A 21,999-nucleotide genomic window follows, 5' to 3' on the forward strand; every position below is an offset into this window, starting at 1 on the left:
GTTTCCTTCGGGTGGTTTACAGGTGGTTCTTGGATGAGGTTTTTGTTCCTGTGTGCTGGGTGTTCAGTCGGAGTGGAGAGCCTATAGGTGCTGGTGGTGGTGGGGTTGAGGGGTTTCGGTGAGTTTTTTTCCTCAGGTTTCTCAATGCTTTGCCAATCGCGCGCACAGTTTCTATTTACTTATTTCTGGTTTCTTTTCGTGTGAATGGGGTGGGGTGGTTGCGGGGATTGCGAGTAACGGTTTTGTGGCTACATTCGATGTTGTGGCCGGAATGACGGAGTTGCGTTTCCCCCATAGCGTCCCGTCGGCCCTTTGTGAAAGTCCCCTTCATATTTGGTGGGGCCTATTCACCACTAAACCGAGTTCTTTCACAGCATCGCCTTCAGGAGGCTCAAGTGAACTCTGCAGCCAAGCTGCGTACCCGTGGAATCGCCGCGTTCGGCGCCACCGTCCTCGTCGCCACCGCTTTCGGCCCCGCCGCCATGGCCTGGGACGCCACGCCGACTGCCCCTAACGCCGCCAAAGCCGCCAGTTTTGGTCTCGTCGACGCGGACCGCTCCGTTGCCAATACGCAGGGAGCCACGGCGCTATCTGCAGGCATGAACAACCAGACGGTCGGAGACATGCGATTTGTCGTTCCGGCCACCTGGAAAAAGGGTGACAAGCTGGTCTTCACGCTGAAGCAGCCTGCCGGCGCCGACACTGACATTGCGAAGCGGATTAGCTTCTCGTCGCAACCTGCGATCGATGTCGAGTCCAAGGCCTATGCTGAAACCACTCACATCAGCGCCACCAGCCCCGGAACCAGCGCTGCCCCTGACTCTACGGTGGGCTCAGTAGAGTCCGGCACGGCCGCCGCTTACCAGGTGCCTTCTGGTGGTGTGGCGCCTGTCGCTCCCCAGTTCACAGTGGCTATGGGGAGTAGCTCTAATAACTCGGCCTACCAGGACGAGATTATCCTCACGATGAACAACACCAACGACGTGTCTGCTGCGAACGCGAAGTTCATCGGGACTATCACAGGCGCAAAGGTCAACGTTGGAGCTAAAGCTCCCTCGGCCGCTGTGACTGTCGAAGCATCGGCGAAGGACAGTGCAGATGTCTCCAAGGCCATTTTCTGGGATGCCACTACTACTGCTGCTGTAGATAAATCCACGACAGCTCCTGCCGTTATCAGCAATGGGTCGCTGACGGTGTCCAACTCCTCTGTTGTTGCTGATGGGTCCGCACAGATGGTGGGACCGATCTCTCTCAGCCGCACAGACGCAGCTTTGACAGGGACTCCCAAGGTCACCCTGACGGGCGACGCGATTGTGGATAACCCCACTGCTGTCAAAGTGAAGCAGTACGGCAAAGATGGCTCTTTGATCACCCCGTCTGGAGGTGACCTTGGTATTTCTGAGTCTGGTGCAGACGTCAAGAGCATGACGGTGAGTGGAGCGCTCGATGCGGCTACGTACCGAATCGAGTTTGTGGGCGCTGCTCTTAAGGTTCCAACGACAGTCAAGTCCATCAAGTTTGATCTTGACCCGGCGAATAACGGCGGAGTGACTCTTCCAACGCTCGCAGCCGCGACCTACAACCAGACAGATATTCAGGACCCCGCCGGGTTGCTTTCTGTCACTATTCGCCCAAGCCAGCCAGCAGTTGACGCGCGGGTTGCAGGGTTCGACCGTTACTCCACGGCGAGCAAGCTCGCCGAAACGGTAGGCGACAAGCTCACTGGCATGGTTGAGAACGAAAACGTAGTTCTTGCCTCCGGAGAGAACTACGCCGACGCACTATCTGCAGGGTACTTGGCTCGCACCAAGAACGCCGCCGTCATTCTGACTAACTCGAAGACACTTCCAGGTGCGACCGTCGACTTCATGCGGACGCACGGTGTGAAGAACGTGTACATCGTTGGCGGAACGAACGCAGTCAGCTCTGCGATTGAGAAGCAGATTAGTGACACAAAGGCTACCGATGTTGTTGACAAGGACGGCGCAGCCGAAGCCGAGAAAGCAACCCTGGAAACGCTTACCCAAACCATCAACGTTGTTCGCATCTCCGGGGAAAACCGTTTCGTCACCAACCGGAACGTGAACCGCTACGCCTACGAGACCAGCAATGGCAACCTCGGCAGCATGGCTCCGACTTACGGGCAGCCAATGAAGCGGACTGCCATTTTCGTTGACGGGCTGACTCCCTGGGACGCTCTAGCTGCAGGACCTCTTGTTGCCGGACGAGGCGGAGCAATGCCGATCATCCTGACGCACGGCAACAAGCTGGAAGGGCAGGCCGCTGGCCAGATTGGCGACTTTAACCTTCAGAACGCGATTATTGTCGGCGGTACCAGCGTCATCCCCACGAGTGTCGAAAGCGACATGGCGGCTCACAGCGTCACCAACGTCCGCTTGGCAGGTGCTGACCGCTGGGCTACAGGTAAAGCCGTGAACGACTTCCTGCTGAAGGCCGTCGACGTCACAGCCACTTCAGGCGTTCCTGGACTTGGATTCACAAACACAACCTCCCCGTTCCTGGTCAACGGCGGCACAATTGCAGGAAAGCCCGACGCCACCAAGTGGGCAGATGCCCTGGCTATCGGACCAGCTGCTGCAGCCGAAAGGCGTGTGCTCGCTCTAACCGATTCGGCAACTCTGCCCACAGCAACCTCAGACTTCCTGAAAGCACACCCCACAATGGGCGCCGTGACGGCTGTTGGTGGCACCGACGTCGTCTCTCAGAAAGTTATCGAGGCAGCCAACGCGCTTCTCGGTAAGTGAGGTTGGAAAGGTGACTGATCTGAACGGAGTAAACCTCCTCGCGGGTAAGACTTACTCAATCTGTTCCTGATCCGTCATCTCACCACTCGAAGTGAAGTCGAATCGCCGCTCCCTGTTAAGAAAGAGCAAGGAGCGGCGATTGATTCTCAAGTAAAAAGTTTTGGAGGGGCTCCCCGGACGGGAGGTGCTGTGCGTCCGGGGAGCCCCTCCTTTCGTGCATCCATTACGCCCACACGACCCACAACACCGCGAACTTCACCCCACAAACCCCACCCCAAAAAACCACAAACAACACCAAAACACCCCCAACACAACAAAATCCCTACCCCAACCAGCCCACCCAAAAACACCCGACACAACCCCATACCCACCGACACGCCAAACTAAACACATGGTCGAGGACGTCTACCCCATCAACACCAAGCAAACGATCCGCCGCGACGTGCTGGTACCACTCATGCTTTCCGTCATCGAAAACGCCGGAGGAACCCTCCACTCCTCCGACGTCATCGCCGAAATGGAAAAACGCTTCACCCCCACACCACACGAAGCAGCAACAAACAAATACGGCAACACCCACTGGATCGTCACCGCACGCTTCGACTCATACTGGGCAGCACAAATCGGCTGGCTCACCAAAGACGACAACCGCTGGACCATCACCACCGCAGGACGCCGCGTCCTCTACAACTACCCCACCCAACAAATCGTCGACGAACTCGACCGCCTCTGGCGCGAACGCCACCCCTACAACGAAACAACCCAACCCAGCCCCGAAGTCGCCCTCCTCACCCGCGCCCTCAACGCCCTCACCCCCGGCCACTGGACCACCTACAACGACCTCGCCCACACCACCGGCCTAACCCCCCACGCCGTCCACACCCACATGCAAACCCTCGGCCACGCCGCCAGCCACCGCGTCCTCCAACCCAACGGCACCATCGACCCCGACCTCGAATGGCACGACGGCCACAACCAATACACCAAAGACATCCTCACCAACGAAGGCCTCACCTTCGACAACGCCGGCCACGCCGACCACGCCGCCCGCATCACCAGCCACGACTACGCCACCATCCTCGGCCTCAACACCCACACCCGCCACGCCTGGCACATCCACAACACCACCACCGGCCACGACCCAACCCCCTGGATCACCCACGGCTACATCGCCCTACCCACCCCCCACACCCCCCACCTCCACCCCCACATGACCCGCGCCCACCTCAGCGACCACATCAACCAAACCCACCCCGAACAAACCTACGAAGCCCGCGACAACCTCATCACCCAACTCAACATCTTCCTCAACCTCATCCACCCCAACGACATCATCATCACCACCACCGAAACCGGCTACTACCTCGGCCACATCACCGGCGACCCCGCACCCCACCCCAACCCCAACCACCACACCGAACTCCGCCGCGCCGTCACCTGGCACAACCCCACCACACCCGGCGACTACACCAACCTCACCCCCAACCTCACCAACGCCATGAACACACAAAACCCCCTCACCGACCTCACCCCCAACATCCAAGAACTCGAAAACCTCCTCACCCAACAACCCACCCCGACCCCACCAGCCCTACCCGAACCCAAACTCACCGCCCTCAAACAAGCCACCCCCAAACTCGCCAGAACCAACCACGTCTCCCAACGCTGGCTCCAAGAAACCATCGACCTGCTCTGGGACCGCCGCCAAATCATCTTCTACGGCCCACCCGGAACCGGAAAAACCTACCTAGCCCGCAAAATCGCCTACCACCTCACCCACCCCGACAACGTCAGCCTCGTCCAATTCCACCCCGCCTACAGCTACGAAGACTTCTTCGAGGGATACCGCCCCGCACCCCCCACCGACGACGGCCGCGTCGGCTTCCAACTCACCCCCGGGCCCTTCCGACGCCTCGTCAACAACGCCAAAAACAACCCCGCCACCCCCCACATCCTCATCATCGACGAAATCAACCGAGCCAACCTCGCCAAAGTATTCGGCGAACTCTACTTCCTCCTCGAATACCGCGACGAAACCATCGACCTGCTCTACTCCACCGGCGACAAAGCCGGATTCACCCTCCCCGACAACGTCTTCATCATCGGCACCATGAACACCGCCGACCGATCCATCGCCCTCGTCGACGCCGCCATGCGCCGCCGCTTCGCCTTCCTCCACCTACACCCCCAAGAAGAACCCACCAACACCATCCTGCGCGGCTGGCTCAAACACAACGGCCACGACGAAACCCTCGCCGACCTCCACGACGAACTCAACACCCGCATCGACGACCCCGACTTCGCCATCGGCCCCAGCTACTTCATGCGCCCCGAAGTACGCCGCCCCGGCGGACTCGAACGCACCTGGCGAACCGCCATCCTCCCCCTCCTCGTCGAATACCACTACGGCGAAGACATCGACATCAACGCCCGCTACGGCCTCGACACCTTCACCCACAAACCCGACACCGACAACTAACAACCACCATGCCCACCACCACACAAACCCCCCTCCACCTCCAACTCACCGAAAACCAACCCACCCCCAACATCCACCTCACCCCCACCCAAGTCCACAACCTCCAAACCAGCGAACTCGTCACCCTCACACCCGAACACCCCACCAACACGTGGACCCTCACACCCCGCAACCACGTCGGAGTCGCCCGCATCGGCAAACACCACCCCATCGAACTACGCATCACACCCACCATCCCCATCCCACGCCTACTCTTCCTCCTCGGCTACGCCGAAGACCTCACCGGATGGCAAGACGGCAACGTCAACGTCGCCCCCAACACCGACCTACACATAGCCATGGCCACCGCCTTCGAACGCGCCGCCACCCGCGCCACCGAACAAGGCCTCATCCAGGGCTACACCACCATCGAAGAAGCCACCCCAGTTCTACGCGGCCGCCTACGCACAGACGAACAACTCCAACGTCGCTTCGGCCTACCCATGCCCCTAGAAATCCGCTACGACGACTACAACGTCGACACCCCCGAAAACCGCATCCTGCGCGCCACCACCGACCGCCTCCTACGCCTACCCAACCTTCCCGCCCCCACCCGCACCGCCCTACACCGCCTCACCCTCCTCATGGCCGACGTCCCCCACCGACTCACCAGCAACAACCCCCCACACTGGCGCCCCAGCCGCCTCAACACCCGCTACATCCCCGCACTACGACTCGGCGAACTCATCCTCAAAAACGCCTCCATCGACGCCCACCACGGCCCAACCCCCACCGACGGATTCCTCCTCAACCTCCCTGATCTCTTCACTCGATTCATCACCAAAGCACTCACCAAAGCCACCCCCACACACCACGGCACCCTCGAACAACAAAACAGCCAATGGCTCGACCAAGAACACACCATCAAAATCAACCCAGACCTCCTCTGGCACACCACCCCCACCACCCCCAACGCAGCCATCAACGCCACCTACCCCACCCCAGAAACCACCAACCCCCACACCGACATCCACCAAATGCTCACCTACTGCACCCGACTCAACCTCAACCACGGCCACCTGATCTACCCCCACACCACCAACACCACCAGTCACCACCACATCACCGGAACCAACATCACCATCCACCAACACGGCCTCGACCTCACCGCAGACCCCACCACACTCCTACAGCACATCAACGACCTCGCACACGCACTCACCACCCCCCACCACCCCTAAAACACCCCCCACACCCACCCATGTCGACACCACCACACCCCCAACCGACCCAACCGTGTAACGTAGACCACACAAGCTCGCCCTGTTCTGCCGCGAGCTGCACCATTTCGATGCCAGCCAGATGTCGTTGCGCTGCGACCCGGCCCCACTCACACCCCATCGCGTGTGAAAAACCGCCGCACACAAACCCCAGGTAAACATCCAGGGAAACAAGGTCGCGCGGGCAGAACCGACCGCATCGACCCTTTTCCTTTGGAGTAGTGACAAAACAGTGTCCATCGACACCTTCACCGACCTTGGCGTGCCCGCCGAACTCACAAAAATCCTCGCAGCCCAAGGCATCACCACACCCTCACCCATTCAAGCTGCCTCTCTACCGGACTCCCTCGACGGCGCAGACATCCTCGGACGAGGACGCACCGGCTCAGGTAAAACCCTTGCTTTCCTCCTGCCCCTCGTCGTAGGCCTGGACGAAAACAACTACGAAGCACGCCCCAAAAAACCTCGCGCCCTCGTACTTGCACCCACCCGCGAACTCGCCACCCAAATCAACACCGCACTGGCGCCCCTCGCTAAGGAATACGGCCTCACTCACGCCACTGTCTTCGGTGGTGTAGGACAAAAACCCCAGGTCGACGCCCTCCGTAAAGGCACAGACATCCTCATCGCCTGCCCCGGACGCCTCGAAGACCTCATGAACCAAGGCCACGCCGACCTCTCCGACGTCGAAATCACCATCCTCGACGAAGCCGACCACATGGCCGACCTCGGCTTCCTTCCCGGCGTCACCCGCATCCTCAAAGCCACCCCCGACGACGGCCAACGAATGCTCTTCTCCGCCACCTTGGATTCAGGCATCAAAAAACTCGTCGACAAATTCCTCCACAACCCCATCACGCACGAGGCTGACTCAGCCCAATCACCGGTCACCACGATGACCCACCACGTCCTTCACGTTACCGATGAACACCACCTCGACGTTCTGGTTAACCTCCTGGCTCGCACCGACAAAGCCGTCGTATTCACCCGCACCAAACATCGCGCCAAACGCATGGCCAAAAAACTCAACGCCGCCGGAGTGCCCAGCGTCGAACTCCACGGCAACCTCGCCCAAAACGCACGCACCCGCAACATGGCCGCCTTCAGCTCCGGAGACGCACGCGTCCTCGTCGCCACCGACATCGCTGCCCGCGGCATCCACGTCGACCACGTTGACCTAGTCATCCACGCCGACCCACCCGTAGAACACAAGGCATACCTGCACCGCTCCGGACGCACCGCCCGTGCTGGCGCAGCAGGAACAGTCATCACGATGATGACCGACGAACAAACTCGCGACGTACGCGACCTCCTACGGAAAGCAGGAATCAAGGCGCCCACCACTCGCGTCACCCCAGAACACACTCTCATTGCCGAGCTCGTCCCCGGTGAACCCAACCTTCCCGGCGCATGGACTTCACCGGTTCCCACCCCCAAACAACGCCCAGCAGGCCAAGGAACTGGCCGCCGCGGACGCAGCCGCGGACGAGGCCGTGACAGCGCAGGCCCCAGCTCTACCCGCAACAGCGAAAACACACCCCGCCACGGAACCGAACACTCTCGCCCCGCACGGAGCAACACCACTACTAACGCCAGTAGCCATACACCCAATGGCACTCCTGCTGCAGGACGAAGCCGCAGCCGTAAACGCCCCGCAAAACGCCGTGGAACACAGCACAGCAAACCAAACAACTAAACCACCCAACACACATGAGGGCAGCGAACTCAGTGATGATTCGCATGACCTCATGCCACACAGAGGAACAGTCCTAAACCATCCTTCTGGGTGAGGTAAAGACTCTCCACATCATTGGTAGTGATGCTTGGCCCTGCCGTCCAGGACACATATACAGAAACAAACGCAGTCACCGTGCCTGAGCACCCGCCACGACCCAACAACACCGATACGGGACCGTGAAGTGACGCGATGGAGTAAATACACCTGGCCCTGCAGGAGGACTGATGGACATCGTCACGCCACCTAGAGCGGTGACGAACGTTGCCTTAAGCGCACTGACAGCCATGCTGCTAACCGCTGCCACAGGAATCACGTTTGCCACCGTTCCAGACAAAACAAGAGCAGTGCCGCATATAGCTTCCACACCCGCATCTGCGCAGCTAACTTCCCCGCCACTCACTGCCTGTAAGTGACATGTAATTGTGGGGGCAGCCAACTTGGTTGCCCCCACAATTACATGTCCTCAGCTGCCGTAGTTGATGGCGCCGTTGATCAGAGAGCATGAGGCGGTAGGCCGGTTAAACGGGTCGCCCCATCCGACGCACTTTGCTTGTCCGCGTGCCCACTGCTCTGCAGGCATGTGGTCGTAGTCGCTTCCGCCGAAATCGTTGTTGATCACACCGGAATCAACTTTCCGCAGCTCAGTGACAAACCAGGCCCGCTGGGCTGAAGAGAGGTAAGCGTAGCTGTAGGCGTGGCTCAGTTCGTGTGCGATGGTTTGCTTTACCGACGTAATCGACTGGTTGCGGTTAATCTCTACAACTCCGTTTGCCAGCTCCCCGGTATCGGAATACGTGTAACTCGTGGTTAAACCCAAGATGTTTGGGTTCCCATCGATGGAGTCCACACATTTAATCGAGTACTTCGAAGACATGGGCACTGGGCGGAATGACGTGATCAAGCTTTCACACGTGTCAGCTGCCGGGGCTGGATTTGGTGTTGGAGCCGGAGGCAAAACGGTGTCGCTTCCCCCAGGGTAAGCAGGGAGCGGGCCATTGGTGACGTTCGGAGCCTTAGTTAACACCGCAGCTAGAGCGGTATTCGACAGCGCCGAAGCAGGAGACAGTGCGCCTACATATCGCACACCCAAAACTTTGAGCGCTCCAGCCACCGTCGAGGCTTGCTTCGTGTACTTAGCGCCTGCCGGAGGGACAAATAAGGTGGGGCCGTCGCTGAGAGACCCACCAAGGACCGCTTCTTGCAAACGAGAAGTGGAAACCAGGTAGGCAACTTTCGACCCACTGGGGAAAGCATGACGAGCGATAGCTGCGCTTGTGGTGTAACGGTCAACACCAGCTAAACGCCCAGTGCTGCGACCAGCAGCCGCTAAGGTCAAAGCGCGGGGTGTGACGACATTGCTGCCACCGAGGGCGTACACCTTGCGAGGATTCAGCTGAGCAATCACATTTTTGATGGCGGTAGGAACTTGTCCAGTGTGGGGCACGGGGAGGACCGGCCCTTTTGTTAGAGCACCAGCCGCAGCAGCGTCAGGCGAAGACTGAACCTGCTTTCGGGCAACCTGCCCAAGCCCAGCAAGGTAAACCTCTTCAGCGCCGCCTGGGAAAGCCCGACGGGCGATGGCAGCAGCGGTTTCATAGCTGTTGGCGCCAGAGAGCCGACTGACGTTACGTCCTTGAGCCGCAGACTGCAGAGTCTCAGCCGAGACAGCGCTTTCACCGCCCAAAGCGATCACCTGAGAAGGAGCCAGACGGTCAATTTCTTGGCGGACGTTGTTAGGTGCAGCGCCAGTGGAAGGAACCATAAGGATGGGGCCATCGGAGAAAGAACCAGCCGAGAGGGCATCGGTTACCCGATCGCCCCGCGTGATATAGACCGTGTCAGCTTTACCTGGTTGCCAGGCTCGCTGCGAGATAGCTACGGCTGAGTCGTAGACGCTCTCGGCACCTAACCGAGGAACCGTGCTGGTGGCAGCGGCGTGGACGCTCGCACCTGTGCCTTGGCGGAGCTGGTTCGTTAACGACTGGAGATCCTTACGAGCGCTCGTGGTTATGTTGGTGCCATCTGCTGCGGTGCCGCTGACAACCGGGGCGCCAGCCACTTCCACGGTGAGGCCTTGGATGGGTGAGCCGTTCTTGGTGTTGACTCCGTACACGTGAGTTGTTTTTGCCAAGCGGCCCTGATGGGTGGCAGCTGTGGAGGCAGTGGTCTGAGCTGAAGCTGCTGCGCCAAGAGGAGAGCCCAGAACACCGGTGAGGGTCAGGGCGGCGGCGATGGCGATACTGGGACGCGTGAGCGTGCCGGGAAACGAACGCATAGTGGGAGCCTTCCTAGCTCGACTCGCAGTTCTTTCTTGGGTCGTTCGGTAGCGGAAGTTCTGCGATAGGCCCATCCCTGGACCGTGAATGTTCGGTAACACAGGAGTTATGGACGCTTGTTCTGCATCCGAGGTTTTATTCGGCTGTTGCGGGGGGCATGTTGAGTACTCGAATGAAAAAAGTGACGAGAATGTTTGCTTAATTACTCGGGAAAAGGTGGGGGTAGGTTCGGGTTTCGTTGGGGTGGTGCGCAGTAGCGTGGAACACTGTGACCAGCGTCGCTGCGAGAGCGTCCGTGTGCTGAGGAGGATTCACCGTGCCCGACATGACCTATTCCGGTTGGTTCACTGCTCGTGCACATAGAGAGCCGCAGCGGGCAGCGTTGACGTTCGAGGGACGCACCTGGAGCTACGGTGAACTCTGCGATGAGGTGGATCGGTTAGCGCAGGGGTTGCGTGAACGGGGAGTTCGTCAGGCAGATCGGATCGCCTATGTGGGGGAAAACCACGCAGCGTTGTTGATGACGTTGATTGCTGCTGGTCGCATCGGCGCGATTATGCTTCCGGTGAATTTCCGGTTGGCCGAAGAGGAGCTCGCGTTTATCCTCGCTGACTCGGGTGCTGTCGCGGTGGTGGCTGATCCGCCTCGTGCGCAGATGCTGGACAGTGTGTTTGCGGCAGGTCACGAGGGTATGGCGGTGCGTGTGCGGCTTGTTGTGGACCAGCCTTGCACCGGGTGGGAGGAGTTCACTGAAGTTGTGGAGGGCAGCGCGCCCATTGTTGCTCCTGCGCTGGTGCGTAACGATGACCCGGCGCTGCTCATGTACACCTCGGGGACTACGGGGCGCCCGAAGGGAGCTGTCCTGACGCACGCGAATCTGTGGTGGAACGATGAGTCGCTGTTTGGGATTTTCCATGTCACGGCGCAAGACACCACGTTGGCGGTGGCTCCGCTGTTTCATATCGCTGGTTTGAATGTCACGGTAGGGATGACCTGGAAGCGCGGTGGCCGTGTTGTTGTGATGCGGCGGTTCACGCCGTCGGCTTTTTTGTCCACGATCGAGACGGAGCAAGTAAACACACTTCTGGCTGTGCCGGCTATGTTCTTGGCCACGATGCGTGCGCCGGAGTTCGCTGAGGCTGATCTTTCGTCGTTGCGGGTGTGTTTGTGTGGCGGGGCTCCTGTACCGCCCCAGGTAGTGACGACAATGGGGGAGCGTGGCGTCACTGTTGTCCCTGCTTATGGGCTGACTGAATGTGCGCCGTGTGTCATGGTGTTGGCGCCAGATGCGGCTGCGACTCACCCATCCAGCGTTGGCAAGGTCCCCATGTATATGGACGTCAAGCTCATGCGTGAAGGAGTGGAGCAGACCGGCCCTGAGGCTGAAGGTGAGATTTGGGTACGGGGTGGGAATATTACCGTCGGTTACTGGAACAATCCCGTTGCAACCGCTGCGGCTATCGACGAGGCGGGCTGGTTCCGCACTGGTGATGTGGGCCGACGTGATGCAGCTGGGTTCCACTATGTGGTGGATCGGATCAAGGATGTTGTTATTACCGGCGGGGAAAATGTGTATCCGGCTGAGCTGGAGCATCATCTTCTCGATCATCCTGCTGTTGTAGAGGTCGCAGTGATCGGTACGGCTGACGATGTGTGGGGTGAGGCTGTGACGGCGGTCGTTGTCCCGGCAGATGATGAAGAACGTGTTGGTGCGGATGACTTCCGTTCTGTTCTTGAAGGAAAAGTGGCTCGTTTCAAATGGCCTCGACGTATCGAGTTTGTGAACGAACTTCCTCGGAATGCTCAAGGAAAAGTTTTGAAAACGGTATTGCGAGATCGTTTTTCAGAAAAATGACATGTTTTTCGTCGTGTCTTCGCCTTCAGAGCGAGGATTGTGTGAGGCCTCGCTAACCTTGAAGTGGCGATAGCGCATTCTCAAACAAGGGGCATTGGGGTTTGCTCAAGGGGGAGAGATGCGCGTGTTAGTGGATGCTTCTGGGCGAGGAATGCGATGGTTGCTGAAAAAACACCGCGGGCTACCTGCGGTGTTCGTCATGTGTGCGTGGCTCTTTTGGTGTGGGTGGCGGTGACAGGATGTGCGCGTTCAGAGGTTCCGCCGGAGTCGGATGAGCCAGATAGTGCAGCGACGATGGTGGCCGGGGATTTGATGCCTGCGTTAGGTCCTGAAGACGCCAATCGTGTCTCTGATGCCGTAATACACACCTGTGAGGTGAGTCCGGCTGGGCGCGCAGTGGTAGAGGCCACTGTGCGTAATTCCGGTTCAGCGACAGCGACGTTCATCGCTTCGGTGGAGGTGATGCACCAAGGTAAGCGGGTGGATTCGTTGGCGTTGATTGCTAGTGGTGTGGAGCCGGGACGTCAAGTGCGTAAACGTGGCCAAGGGGTGCGCACTGATTTGGTTAAACCTGTGCAATGTCGGGTGACTGGGGTGGATTCGGTCACTGGCTGAGTGGGCTGTTGTGTTACTCGCTGAGAAGGTCGAGCAGCACGTGGATCATTTCTGGTGAGCTGCCCAGTTGTTCGCTGATAGTGGGTGTGTCTTTGTCATCGAGGTAGGTGGCCTCCCACCAGATGGCATCGACGTCCCGTTCGGTGATGCAGGGGGTGATGAGCAGGGGACGCCCCATGGCGGAGACATGCAGCGCCCAACAGGTGTGGGTGGGGTAGCGGATAACTGTGGTTTCTGGGTGGCTGGGGGCTAGCTCTTTAGCGATAAGAGCTACCAGGGCGTGCTGAGCTGTGCAGGGGTTGTCCAAGAGGGCGAGTTCGATATCTGAGGCGATGAATCGCAGGCCGTTAGCGTGGATGCCGCGCACGGTGGTGATGGCTGCTTCTTGCTCGCTGAGGGGGATTTCGATGGCGGTGCGGGGTAGAGCTACGGCGTTCATGAACCCTCCTGGTTGGTTCCTCAGCGATTCCGTTCGCTGGGGTGAAGCAGAGGACTACCTATCGGCAAGGTCACGATGAGATAAAGGTGTGCGGCGCTCGTCGTGGCAGGAGTGGTTACGGGTGGGGTTACCAGGAGCAGCGGTCGTCAAAGCTGGCGATATCGATGGTGTTGATTCCACCGAGTTGGATTGCTGAGTGCAGCGGCATCGCTCGGAGCAGGTCGGCAGTGCTGTTGGGCATGCAGGTACTGGTGGTGAGGGCAATGGGGGCGGCTGCTTTAGCGGCTGCGGGAATGCCTGCGATGGCGTCAGGCCAGTGGGTGCCAGTGGTGAAGAAAACGGTGCTGGTTTTGCTCAGTGTGGGGGAGATGCTGATCAGTGCGGTGTTGGTGCTGTAGATGTTGTTGTCGGTGCTGCTGGTGTGCGTGATTCTGGCTGTGGGCGCATTGGTGTGGATGGTTTTGTGAATGGCAGGAGTGAGGCGTTTGGTGTTGCCGACTAGATGGATGGAGCCCGTGTACTTGATGCTCTGGGCTGGCAGGCCAGCAGGGGAGGCCAGGAGTAAAGGGGCGTGTTCGCCGGCGGCAGCTGCTCCGGCGGTGATGGCATCGGGCCAGTCATCGTCGTGGCCGCTGGCGACGTAGACCTTGTTGGGGTGGGGGATGGTTGCGGCCAGGGCCGCAGCGGTGGTGTATCGGTTGGTGCCGGCGATGCGGGTGATGTGGGGGATGTCGCGTAGTTGCTGGGTGAGGCGTTCTGGGAGGGCTTTGGTGCCGCCGACGAGGTAGATAGTGGTGGGTTGTAGTCGGTGGATTTCGGTGAGAACAGTTTCAGGGATGCTGTTGGGGGTGGTCAGGAGCAGTGGAGCCTCGGCGTGGGCGGCTGCTGGGCCAGCAGCCAAGGCGTCGGCGCGGTTGAGGCCGTTAGCGAGGTAAATGGTGCTGCTGCCGTTGGGCCAATATTTTTGGGAGATCGCTGTGGCGGTGCTGTATCGGTCAGTTCCAGCGATGCGGGTGAGGGTGGGTGGGGTTGTCCAGTTGATATGGGTGATTTTTGAGATGGGTGCAGGGTCGGCGGCGGCAGTGAAGGCGGTTGTGAGGGATACAGAAGTGGTCAGGGCTGCGGTGATCAGGAGTGTGTGGGGGCGCATCGGCATGAGAGGGGTCCTTTCCTGCGGTCTTGATTCCTCCATCGGCATGAATAGGCCCGATACGCAGACGTATTGACATGAAGTTGAGGGTGTTTCCTGATCTGTCAGGTTGCTGGCTGTTCAGGCGTTGGTGCCTTGGCGGCGCAGATGGATCGCGCAGATAGTTGCTGTGGCGAGCATGAGCCACCACGGCATCCATGGGATGGGGTTGCTGATGAGCACACCTGCCAGGGTGAAAGCCACCAGGTGAGTGATGAGCAGGTGCTGGAGGCCAGCGCGGTCCAGGCCACGTGGACGCTGTGCCGTTGGTGTGGCGTTGCGACGGGGAAAAGCCCGGAAGATCAAGAAAGCAAGCAGAACAGCCAAGGGGATCAGCGCGAGAAGTCCGTATTCGGCCAGGAGCTGCACGAACCCGTTGTGTGTGGGGGTTAAAGGGCGGGGGTTGTCTGGATCTTGGAGCCGCCACAGCGTGGTGAGGGAGCCTCCACCGACACCGGTCCATGGATGCTGACTCCACTGGTTGAGTGCGAACCGGATGAGTTCGAGCCGGAGGTTGTCAGAACGAATAGTGGAAGGATCGCCAGGGTTTAAAACAGCTAAAACCACATTCCGGAATGGAAGCAGGGCCGCAGCGACAGTAACGACTATTACTAGGGAGAACATGGCGCTGACGATGCGTACTGCTGGCGGCCGAGGGCCAGCGTGGCGTCGTTGGTGATGCAGCCGAGACCACCACATGCGAGCGCTGCTGGAGCGGGTGAGTGTAAGCACCAAAGCAGAAGTCAAGACAATGACCACAGCGATCAAAGATGAACGGCTACCGGTCATCCAGGTGAGCCAGGTGCAGGTTGCCGCGGTTGCTACGAGCGCCAGTCGAGACAGAATCCCTATTTGTTCTGTTGCCCACCCAAGGGTGATCCCAATGGTCAGGACAAGGATAGTGGCGTAATTGTTCGTATTAATAAACATGGCTACTGGTGCATGCGGATCACCTGTCCACGTGTAGTGGTGCACGCCAGTCACAGCTTCGCTGACACCCATCGGTAGCGAAGCAACAGCGATAGCTAGCCACATCCACCTGGTTGCGCCCGGGGATTGGAGAAACAGCCCCACAAGAGCGCACAGCACACAGCTGGCAGCGATAGCGCTGGCGCGAGCATTGTCTGTGTCGGCTACACCTGGCAAAGACGCACGAAGAATATGAGAGGCGTTCCAGCAACCCACAAACGCCGCAAGCATATACACCGGCAAGTGTCGCCACCCGCGCAGCAGTAACACGCCTGCTCCGGCAGCAGCGAATCCCCAGTACATCGGCCACGGGTCGATAATTCTGTGACCCACAATCGGCATCGCTAACACCACGCCGTACGCGACACCACCGCAGGCAGCTAACACCCACAACACCTGAGCCAGGCGGAACCACGCCGACCGAGGCGTAGCATGCACGCTCTGCGATGACTGCCAGTTCCGTTGACCAGAGGAACCGGCCATATCGACTACCGCCATTTCCCCTCCTCGCTGGTGCGCCGCCGGGCGAGGACGGACCAATGCCTCCTCATCGACCCGATTCTGTCCGATATGAGACGGATATCCATTGAGGACAAGTGGTTTCGCTCGCAGACGTGTCGGTGTTGGCAAGGCAGACTGGATATGCACGACGACCGAACCTGGCCGCCGCGCACCTAAAAGCAGCGCGAAAGGGTAACAACCATGCGGTTCGGAATGTTCATCCCGCAAGGGTGGCGGATGGATCTGGTGGGGATTCCGGCGGCACAACACTGGGGAGTCATGGCAGGGCTAGCCCGTGCTGCCGATGCCAACAACATGTGGGAATCCATTTGGCTACACGACCACTTCCGCACAGTTCCCGAAGCCACCCACGAACCTACCCATGAAGCATGGACTCTCACTGCTGCGCTGGCTGCAGTGACCGGCCGGGTTCGGCTGGGGCAGATGAGCACCACGATGGGGTATCGCAACCCGGTGCTCCTGGCCAAAATGGCCGCCACGGTCGACATCATTTCGGAGGGGCGCTTGGATGTTGGGTTGAGTGCAGGGTGGTATGAGGAAGAGTGGCTGGCCTACGGGTATGGGTTTCCTAGTGCGGGCGAACGTATTGGCATGCTTGCTGAAGGGGTAGAGATTCTGCGGCAAGCCTGGACTACCGGCACAGTCACCTTTAAAGGACGCCATTACAACGCTGAAAATGCCATCGTTGCGCCACGGCCGCTGCAAGGCACGCTCGTGACGGGCTCACCTGCCAATGGCATTCCGATGTGTATTGCTGGCGGGGGAGAAAAGAAAACCTTGCGGCTCGCTGCCCAACACGCCGACTACACCAACTTCGAGGGCACCGCCGAAAAGTTCGCCCACAAAACCAACATCCTTACCCGCCACTGCACTGATGTTGACCGGGACCCGGCCACTATCACCCGCACCGCCACGTACACCGTCATCGTCGGGACGGACCTCACTGATCTCAACGAAAGACTCCGCGCTATCGGTAACCGCATGGTTGAGGGCGGTATCACCCAAACGCAGGCACACGCGCAGGTAGAACAGTTGCGAGCCCAGCCGTTGGTGGGCACTCCAGACAAAATTTGTGACTATCTTGACGAAATGCGCGCCATCGGCTTGGACTACGCCATCGCATACTTCCCCGAGGCTGCGTACGACTCCACTGGTCTAGAGCTTTTTGAGCACTACGTCATCCCTGAATTCCGTCCACGTAAGAGAATGCGTCTGCTCTGACCCACCCCACATCCCACAAACGAAAAGCACTACGCTGGCGCGGAACCCACTTGACCACAGCGGCCCAGCAGCAAAGGCGAGGCGCCTATGACTTGGCACAAACGACTCGTCCTGGGAGTGATCGCAGTTATCGCGTTGGCTCTCGTTACCGGCACTCTTTTATTCAAAGAACACCACACTCTTACTTTCGCGGAAAGCAACAACCTCCACACCCTCACCGCGTTTGAAACTTCAGGTGTTGCTGCTGACCTCATGGCCAGCGCTACACCTGAAGACGACCTATCGCTCTTTGCGCCCTTACCCAGCGAACGTGACATCACTACTGCCCAGGCCGTTGCTATTACAGAGGCAGCGCGGTTGCCGATCTCAACCTATGCTGGCCGGCTACCCCACCCAGAGGAAACAGGGGTGGCCCTAGTAGGCAGTGGCGTCTCCACCGTTGTCGACGGCGCAGGTCGAGAGACAATCACCTATCAGGGCATCACCTACCCTGTCGTCGGAAGATTGGGACGTACCCCAGAATCCCAGCAGCGCAACTCCGCTCTTGTTTTCGACCGCGGGCTTTTCACATCTTCTCCGCAACCGCTCGTCCTCGATGGGGCATATGCTGCCACTGCGTTCGCGCGCACCTATCCCAACCGGCAGCGCCACGCTGCACCCTTAGCTGTGCAGAACACTTCCGGTACGTATTCGGTTCCAATACTGGCCGTAGTGGGTATTACCGGGTTGGTCACTCTTGCCGCCTGGGGGATTATTGCTTCTCGCATGTTCATCCATCACGGCAGAAAACTCAGCCGCGGTGGCCGCTCCTCTAGCTCTGTGCTCACCCGTTTTTTCACAGAGATCGCTACGATCCTCGGCACAGCGGCTCTCCTCCTGGCTGCCACGCTCATGACCGTGCTCGGCTCTGACGGAATCCCTACGGATCTGGCTCCGATGTGGGCTTTGGCTAGTTTGGTGGCCGCGGGGTTGGGGATGGCTGATTGCTCTCGCCGTATCTGTCAAAGCAACCCGGGTAAGCACGTACGGTTAGCCTGGCCACAGCAGCTGCCTGGTCAAGGCCGTACAGCGCATTGATGATCAGACGATCAAGCACCGGCGTATCGGTAAAAAGAGGGGCCTGGCGGGCAGATAGCGCGCCAGGCCCCTCTTTTTCTTGGTGTTACACGTGGAAGGTCTGAACCAATCGACGTAGTTCATCGGCTTGGGAAGAGAGCTGATGAGACTCATCGGCAATAGTGGAGGCGATGTCGTTGGATTCTTGTGCCGAACGGGAGACAGATTCCACGCTTCCAGCAATACCTGCCGCTGATTGCGCCGCATCGGAAACGTTGCGGCCCATTTCGTTTGTGGTGGCGGTTTGTTCTTCTACTGCCGAAGCGATCGTGGCCTGGGTATCGTTGATTTCGGCGATGATCGAAGAAATCTCTGAGATAGCGGTTACGGCGGCTTCGGTGTCTACCTGAATCGCCTCTACCCGGCGGCCGATGTCTTCGGTGGCTTTGGAGGTTTCTTGTGCCAGATCTTTCACCTCGTTAGCCACCACAGCGAAGCCTTTACCAGCCTCACCAGCACGTGCAGCCTCGATCGTGGCGTTCAATGCCAACAGGTTCGTCTGCTCAGCGATACTGGTAATCGACTTGATCACTTCACCGATCTCGTGGCTTGATTCGCCCAGTTTGCCGACAGTTTCGTTAGTGCGGTCAGCGACCCGTACCGCGGAGGCAGCAACTTCTGCGGCGGCGTTGGCATTTTTCGCGATTTCGCGGATACTCACCGTCATCTCTTCTGTACCTGCAGCTACGGTCTGAATGTTGTCCGAGACCAGGTTGGTGTCTGAGGTGACGTTTGTCAGCTGGGTAGCCGCACCGGAGGAAGAAGTACGGAGCGTATCTGCTGTTGCGGTCATACGGCCGCTGGAGTCAGCCAGGTTCGATGCCACTTCCGTGGCACGTTGAATGAGATCACGTAGGTGCGTTTGTGCTTCGTTCAACGCTGAAGCTATACGGCCAATCTCATCAGTAGAGGTTGCTTGTACGCGCTGTGTCAGGTCGCCTCTGGCCATTGCTTCTAGCGCGGATTTGACCTCTTCCACGGGACGTTTCACCGAACGGATGATCATCCATGCCACGAACATTGATAGTGCTAGACCAAGTAAGAGAACGATCAAGCTTTCTACGAGCGCAGCGCGTTGAGTAGAGGATGCCTCATCCGAGTACTGAGCTGCGGTGGCTTCGAGTTCTTTGGCTGCTTTGTCTAAGGCGTCATCGGAGGCCTGGAGGAGGTTACGGCTTTGCCCAGGTATTTCGGTTGACTCGTAGGTTTTCGGGTCGTTCTTTAACGCTGCTGGGTAGACCACCGAGTCACGATGGGTGAGCCATGCGTCGTACCGTTTCGTGAACTCATTCCAGGTGGGCATTGCTTCCGTAACAGCAGGATTGCTCGACAGATCCGAAATGATTTTCTTCACGTCGGCATCATTCGTTGTGTACTTCTTCTGCAGGGTTTGGGTTTCTTCCGCGGAGCGGGCGGCCGAAATGCTCGACAACAGACCACGAATAAACAGTTGCTTGCGGCGAAGCAGGTTGAACGGGTCACGGATTTCTTGCAAGGTCCGCACACTCTCAGTACGTTCCACTGTTTGTTGACCTGAGTACACATTCACGCCCGTGATAACGATCGCGACCAATGACATCACTGCCACGATGGTCATGAACTTGCGGGATAGAGGCAGGTTCGCGAGCCATGGGGGAGTGCGTCCCTCCCGGGCTCGATCCATGGTGGTGGCAGGAAGCGACATGACGGGCAGAGTCCTCTCGAAAAGTGAGCACCAACATGCGAGTGATGCAGGTCTTCTCCATATCGGTGCACACGAAGACTTTCTGAGAGGTCAGATCACCCAAGAGAGCATCAACAGAAGGACACTCACACCGCAGCTGCCTTCGCCGATGAGTTCGATGAACCTGCCCCCAGATCTTTCATGCCCGGAAGATCGACCGGCTGCGAAAGATGGAGACGGCGCATGCGCGAGCACACAAAGGCAAAATCCCGGTGGACGGGCATTAAAGCGCAGATCGGTGCCATCGGAGCAGTGGGCATCATTGGGATAATTCTTCTTGGCATCAGTGCCCTCATCGCTGTGGGGCAACAGCGTTCCCTTTCAGATGAAATCGAAGCTCTCCGGGATGTCAACCGCAAAGTCGAAGCCATTCGTTACGCCAACGCAGACGTCAGTGGCTGGCAGGCTTTCTATGTCTGGGACACGCGTCGCAAAGATCCAGCCGAGGCGGTTGCTGGCGGAAAAGAAACTAACCGTGGCTCCTACCTCGCTGCGACTGAAGACCTTAAAAAACAACTCGCTGACTTCCCCGTTGACCAACTCACGACACAAGAACGCGCTAACTGGGATGCCATGACTGCCGCCTGGAAACAGTTCTTCGACGCGGACGGGCGTGCTGTGGCTTTGTATCGAACAAAAACACCAGCGAACCTGGACAAAGCCGACGAAATCATCGACGACGCAGAAACGCCCGGTACTGCTGCACACGCCTACGACATCATCGATAGCAACGGCAAGGCTCTTTTCACGTCAGTGCGGGCTCGCTCAGCAGAGAAGCAGAAGAATGTAGCCGAGGTCGCCACGACAATGACGTGGGTTTTCGTGGTCGTATTCGTGCTATCGATCGCTCTTTTGACTTTCACCGTGTACCGGGTCGGACGGCGCATATTCGGAAACATCAGTGCTGTGCTTGAAAGTGTGAGTGCTCTCAGTCGCGGTGACCTCACGGTCGCGTCTGTGCCGACCTCTGAAGACGAACTCGGACGTATGGCGTTGGCCATCGAGAATGCTCGTCTGTCTATGCGGGAAGTGATCTCTGAAGTGTCGGTTGCCTCTGCCGCTGTTTCCGGCTCTTCAAGCCGGCTAGCTCAAGTTGCTGAAGAGTTTGGGGAAACCTCGACCGCTGTTGCTGAAGGGATGGAGCGAGTTTCTCGAGGAACTGCTGGAGTCAGCGATCAGGTCCAGGCCGTCGCCGCCGGTGCTGAAGAAATGACGGCTTCCATTCGAGAGATCGCCAAGAACGCTGAAGCAGCGGCCGGAGTTGCAGGGCGCGCTGTGGCCGCTACCGAGATGACCAACCGCACCATCGCCAAACTCGGTGAAAGTTCCATCCAGATCGACTCAGTGATCAAATCTATTGGCACTATCGCTAACCAAACCAACCAGCTCGCGCTGAACGCCACGATTGAATCTGCGCGCGCCGGAGAAGCAGGCAGAGGGTTCGCTGTGGTGGCTGGTGAGGTGAAAGATCTCGCGCGGGAAACCTCCACCGCGACGCAGGACATCAGCCGCCGCATCACCGAGATCCAAGAAGACACCGCGGCGGCTGTGGCTGCTATCGAGCAGATCAGCATGATCATCCGTCAGATCGATGACACGCAATCCACTATCGCTTCGGCAGTGGAAGAACAGACCGCGACCACCAATGAGATGGGAGTCAACATTCACCGCACCGCTAGCGACACCACCGGCATTTCTCGTGAGCTGGCTGCGCTGGTGGATCGTGCCGGTCAATCATCGACAGTGGCGCTCACCGCAGCTGATTCGGCCCGTGAACTCGCTGATGAGGCAACCACTCTCAACACGTTGGTTTCTCGTTTCCGGTTGTAGTCA

General features: G+C 58.8%; 14 protein-coding genes. 9 read left to right on the top strand and 5 right to left on the bottom strand.

What is annotated here, in order from left to right; translation table 11 throughout:
* Nucleotides 1–395 precede the first annotated feature (395 nt).
* The 4 genes from DXZ77_RS00630 (at nt 396) to DXZ77_RS00645 (ending at nt 8,199) form a co-directional block, all read left to right on the top strand.
* Nucleotides 396–2,765 carry a cell wall-binding repeat-containing protein gene (locus DXZ77_RS00630; protein WP_115029152.1) on the top strand — a complete coding sequence of 790 codons (2,370 nt, stop codon included), beginning with the start codon at nt 396–398 and terminating at the stop codon, nt 2,763–2,765.
* 391 nt (nt 2,766–3,156) lie between these two features.
* Nucleotides 3,157–5,244 carry an AAA family ATPase gene (locus tag DXZ77_RS12260; RefSeq protein ID WP_258553052.1) on the top strand — a complete coding sequence of 696 codons (2,088 nt, stop codon included), beginning with the start codon at nt 3,157–3,159 and terminating at the stop codon, nt 5,242–5,244.
* Nucleotides 5,245–5,252: 8 nt separating this feature from the next.
* Nucleotides 5,253–6,464, top strand: a complete 1,212-nt coding sequence (locus DXZ77_RS00640; RefSeq protein WP_115029154.1) for an McrC family protein — start codon at nt 5,253–5,255, stop codon at nt 6,462–6,464.
* Nucleotides 6,465–6,735: 271 nt separating this feature from the next.
* A complete protein-coding gene (locus DXZ77_RS00645; RefSeq protein WP_115029156.1) occupies nt 6,736–8,199 on the top strand; it encodes a DEAD/DEAH box helicase in 1,464 nt (487 codons plus the stop codon).
* A 505-nt stretch (nt 8,200–8,704) separates the two neighbouring features.
* On the opposite strand, the gene DXZ77_RS00650 is transcribed toward DXZ77_RS00645, so the two are convergent.
* Complete coding sequence (locus DXZ77_RS00650) at nt 8,705–10,516, bottom strand: cell wall-binding repeat-containing protein (protein ID WP_181815978.1); 1,812 nt, start codon at nt 10,514–10,516, stop codon at nt 8,705–8,707.
* A gap of 326 nt (nt 10,517–10,842) precedes the next feature.
* On the opposite strand from DXZ77_RS00650, the gene DXZ77_RS00655 reads away from it, so the two are divergent.
* Entirely contained in the window at nt 10,843–12,372 is a 1,530-nt protein-coding gene (locus DXZ77_RS00655; protein WP_147279137.1) for a class I adenylate-forming enzyme family protein, read from the top strand.
* A gap of 156 nt (nt 12,373–12,528) precedes the next feature.
* Nucleotides 12,529–12,987: a hypothetical protein gene (locus DXZ77_RS11610; protein ID WP_147279138.1), complete on the top strand. Its 459-nt coding sequence runs from the start codon at nt 12,529–12,531 to the stop codon at nt 12,985–12,987.
* Between the two features lie 13 nt (nt 12,988–13,000).
* On the opposite strand, the gene DXZ77_RS00665 is transcribed toward DXZ77_RS11610, so the two are convergent.
* The 3 genes from DXZ77_RS00665 to DXZ77_RS00675 all read right to left on the bottom strand — a co-directional run bounded on the left by DXZ77_RS00665 (nt 13,001) and on the right by DXZ77_RS00675 (nt 16,082).
* Nucleotides 13,001–13,426 (bottom strand): hypothetical protein, encoded by a 426-nt coding sequence (locus tag DXZ77_RS00665; RefSeq protein ID WP_115029162.1) that lies wholly within the window; start codon nt 13,424–13,426, stop codon nt 13,001–13,003.
* A 127-nt stretch (nt 13,427–13,553) separates the two neighbouring features.
* Nucleotides 13,554–14,582, bottom strand: coding sequence for a cell wall-binding repeat-containing protein (locus tag DXZ77_RS00670; RefSeq protein WP_181815979.1), 1,029 nt, complete (start codon nt 14,580–14,582; stop codon nt 13,554–13,556).
* A gap of 114 nt (nt 14,583–14,696) precedes the next feature.
* The gene (locus tag DXZ77_RS00675; protein WP_115029166.1) at nt 14,697–16,082 is read right to left on the bottom strand and encodes an O-antigen ligase family protein; all 1,386 of its coding nucleotides are present in this window, start codon (nt 16,080–16,082) and stop codon (nt 14,697–14,699) included.
* A 204-nt stretch (nt 16,083–16,286) separates the two neighbouring features.
* Between DXZ77_RS00675 and DXZ77_RS00680 the strand changes: the two genes are divergently transcribed.
* Both DXZ77_RS00680 and DXZ77_RS00685 read left to right on the top strand, forming a co-directional pair.
* Nucleotides 16,287–17,327, top strand: a complete 1,041-nt coding sequence (locus DXZ77_RS00680; RefSeq protein ID WP_115029168.1) for a TIGR03560 family F420-dependent LLM class oxidoreductase — start codon at nt 16,287–16,289, stop codon at nt 17,325–17,327.
* Between the two features lie 87 nt (nt 17,328–17,414).
* Nucleotides 17,415–18,404, top strand: coding sequence for a hypothetical protein (locus DXZ77_RS00685; RefSeq protein ID WP_115029169.1), 990 nt, complete (start codon nt 17,415–17,417; stop codon nt 18,402–18,404).
* A gap of 85 nt (nt 18,405–18,489) precedes the next feature.
* Here the strand turns inward: DXZ77_RS00685 and DXZ77_RS00690 are convergent, their stop codons facing one another.
* Nucleotides 18,490–20,127, bottom strand: coding sequence for a HAMP domain-containing methyl-accepting chemotaxis protein (locus DXZ77_RS00690; protein ID WP_115029171.1), 1,638 nt, complete (start codon nt 20,125–20,127; stop codon nt 18,490–18,492).
* A gap of 222 nt (nt 20,128–20,349) precedes the next feature.
* Between DXZ77_RS00690 and DXZ77_RS00695 the strand changes: the two genes are divergently transcribed.
* Nucleotides 20,350–21,996 (top strand): methyl-accepting chemotaxis protein, encoded by a 1,647-nt coding sequence (locus tag DXZ77_RS00695; protein ID WP_181815980.1) that lies wholly within the window; start codon nt 20,350–20,352, stop codon nt 21,994–21,996.
* Nucleotides 21,997–21,999: the final 3 nt, after the last annotated feature.

The organism is Dermatophilus congolensis, from assembly GCF_900447215.1.
In the GTDB taxonomy this organism is placed as follows: domain Bacteria; phylum Actinomycetota; class Actinomycetes; order Actinomycetales; family Dermatophilaceae; genus Dermatophilus; species Dermatophilus congolensis_A.

Excerpts from the sequence above, each read along its gene's own strand:
- DXZ77_RS00690 (WP_115029171.1), bottom strand. The coding sequence starts at position 20,127 with ATGTCGCTTCCTGCCACCACCATGGATCGAGCCCGGGAGGGACGCACT.
- DXZ77_RS11610 (WP_147279138.1), top strand. The coding sequence starts at position 12,529 with ATGGTTGCTGAAAAAACACCGCGGGCTACCTGCGGTGTTCGTCATGTG.
- DXZ77_RS00680 (WP_115029168.1), top strand. The coding sequence starts at position 16,287 with ATGCGGTTCGGAATGTTCATCCCGCAAGGGTGGCGGATGGATCTGGTG.
- DXZ77_RS00670 (WP_181815979.1), bottom strand. The coding sequence starts at position 14,582 with ATGCCGATGCGCCCCCACACACTCCTGATCACCGCAGCCCTGACCACT.
- DXZ77_RS00675 (WP_115029166.1), bottom strand. The coding sequence starts at position 16,082 with ATGGCGGTAGTCGATATGGCCGGTTCCTCTGGTCAACGGAACTGGCAG.
- DXZ77_RS00640 (WP_115029154.1), top strand. The coding sequence starts at position 5,253 with ATGCCCACCACCACACAAACCCCCCTCCACCTCCAACTCACCGAAAAC.
- DXZ77_RS00655 (WP_147279137.1), top strand. The coding sequence starts at position 10,843 with ATGACCTATTCCGGTTGGTTCACTGCTCGTGCACATAGAGAGCCGCAG.
- DXZ77_RS00685 (WP_115029169.1), top strand. The coding sequence starts at position 17,415 with ATGACTTGGCACAAACGACTCGTCCTGGGAGTGATCGCAGTTATCGCG.
- DXZ77_RS00665 (WP_115029162.1), bottom strand. The coding sequence starts at position 13,426 with ATGAACGCCGTAGCTCTACCCCGCACCGCCATCGAAATCCCCCTCAGC.
- DXZ77_RS00695 (WP_181815980.1), top strand. The coding sequence starts at position 20,350 with ATGCGCGAGCACACAAAGGCAAAATCCCGGTGGACGGGCATTAAAGCG.
- DXZ77_RS12260 (WP_258553052.1), top strand. The coding sequence starts at position 3,157 with ATGGTCGAGGACGTCTACCCCATCAACACCAAGCAAACGATCCGCCGC.
- DXZ77_RS00650 (WP_181815978.1), bottom strand. The coding sequence starts at position 10,516 with ATGCGTTCGTTTCCCGGCACGCTCACGCGTCCCAGTATCGCCATCGCC.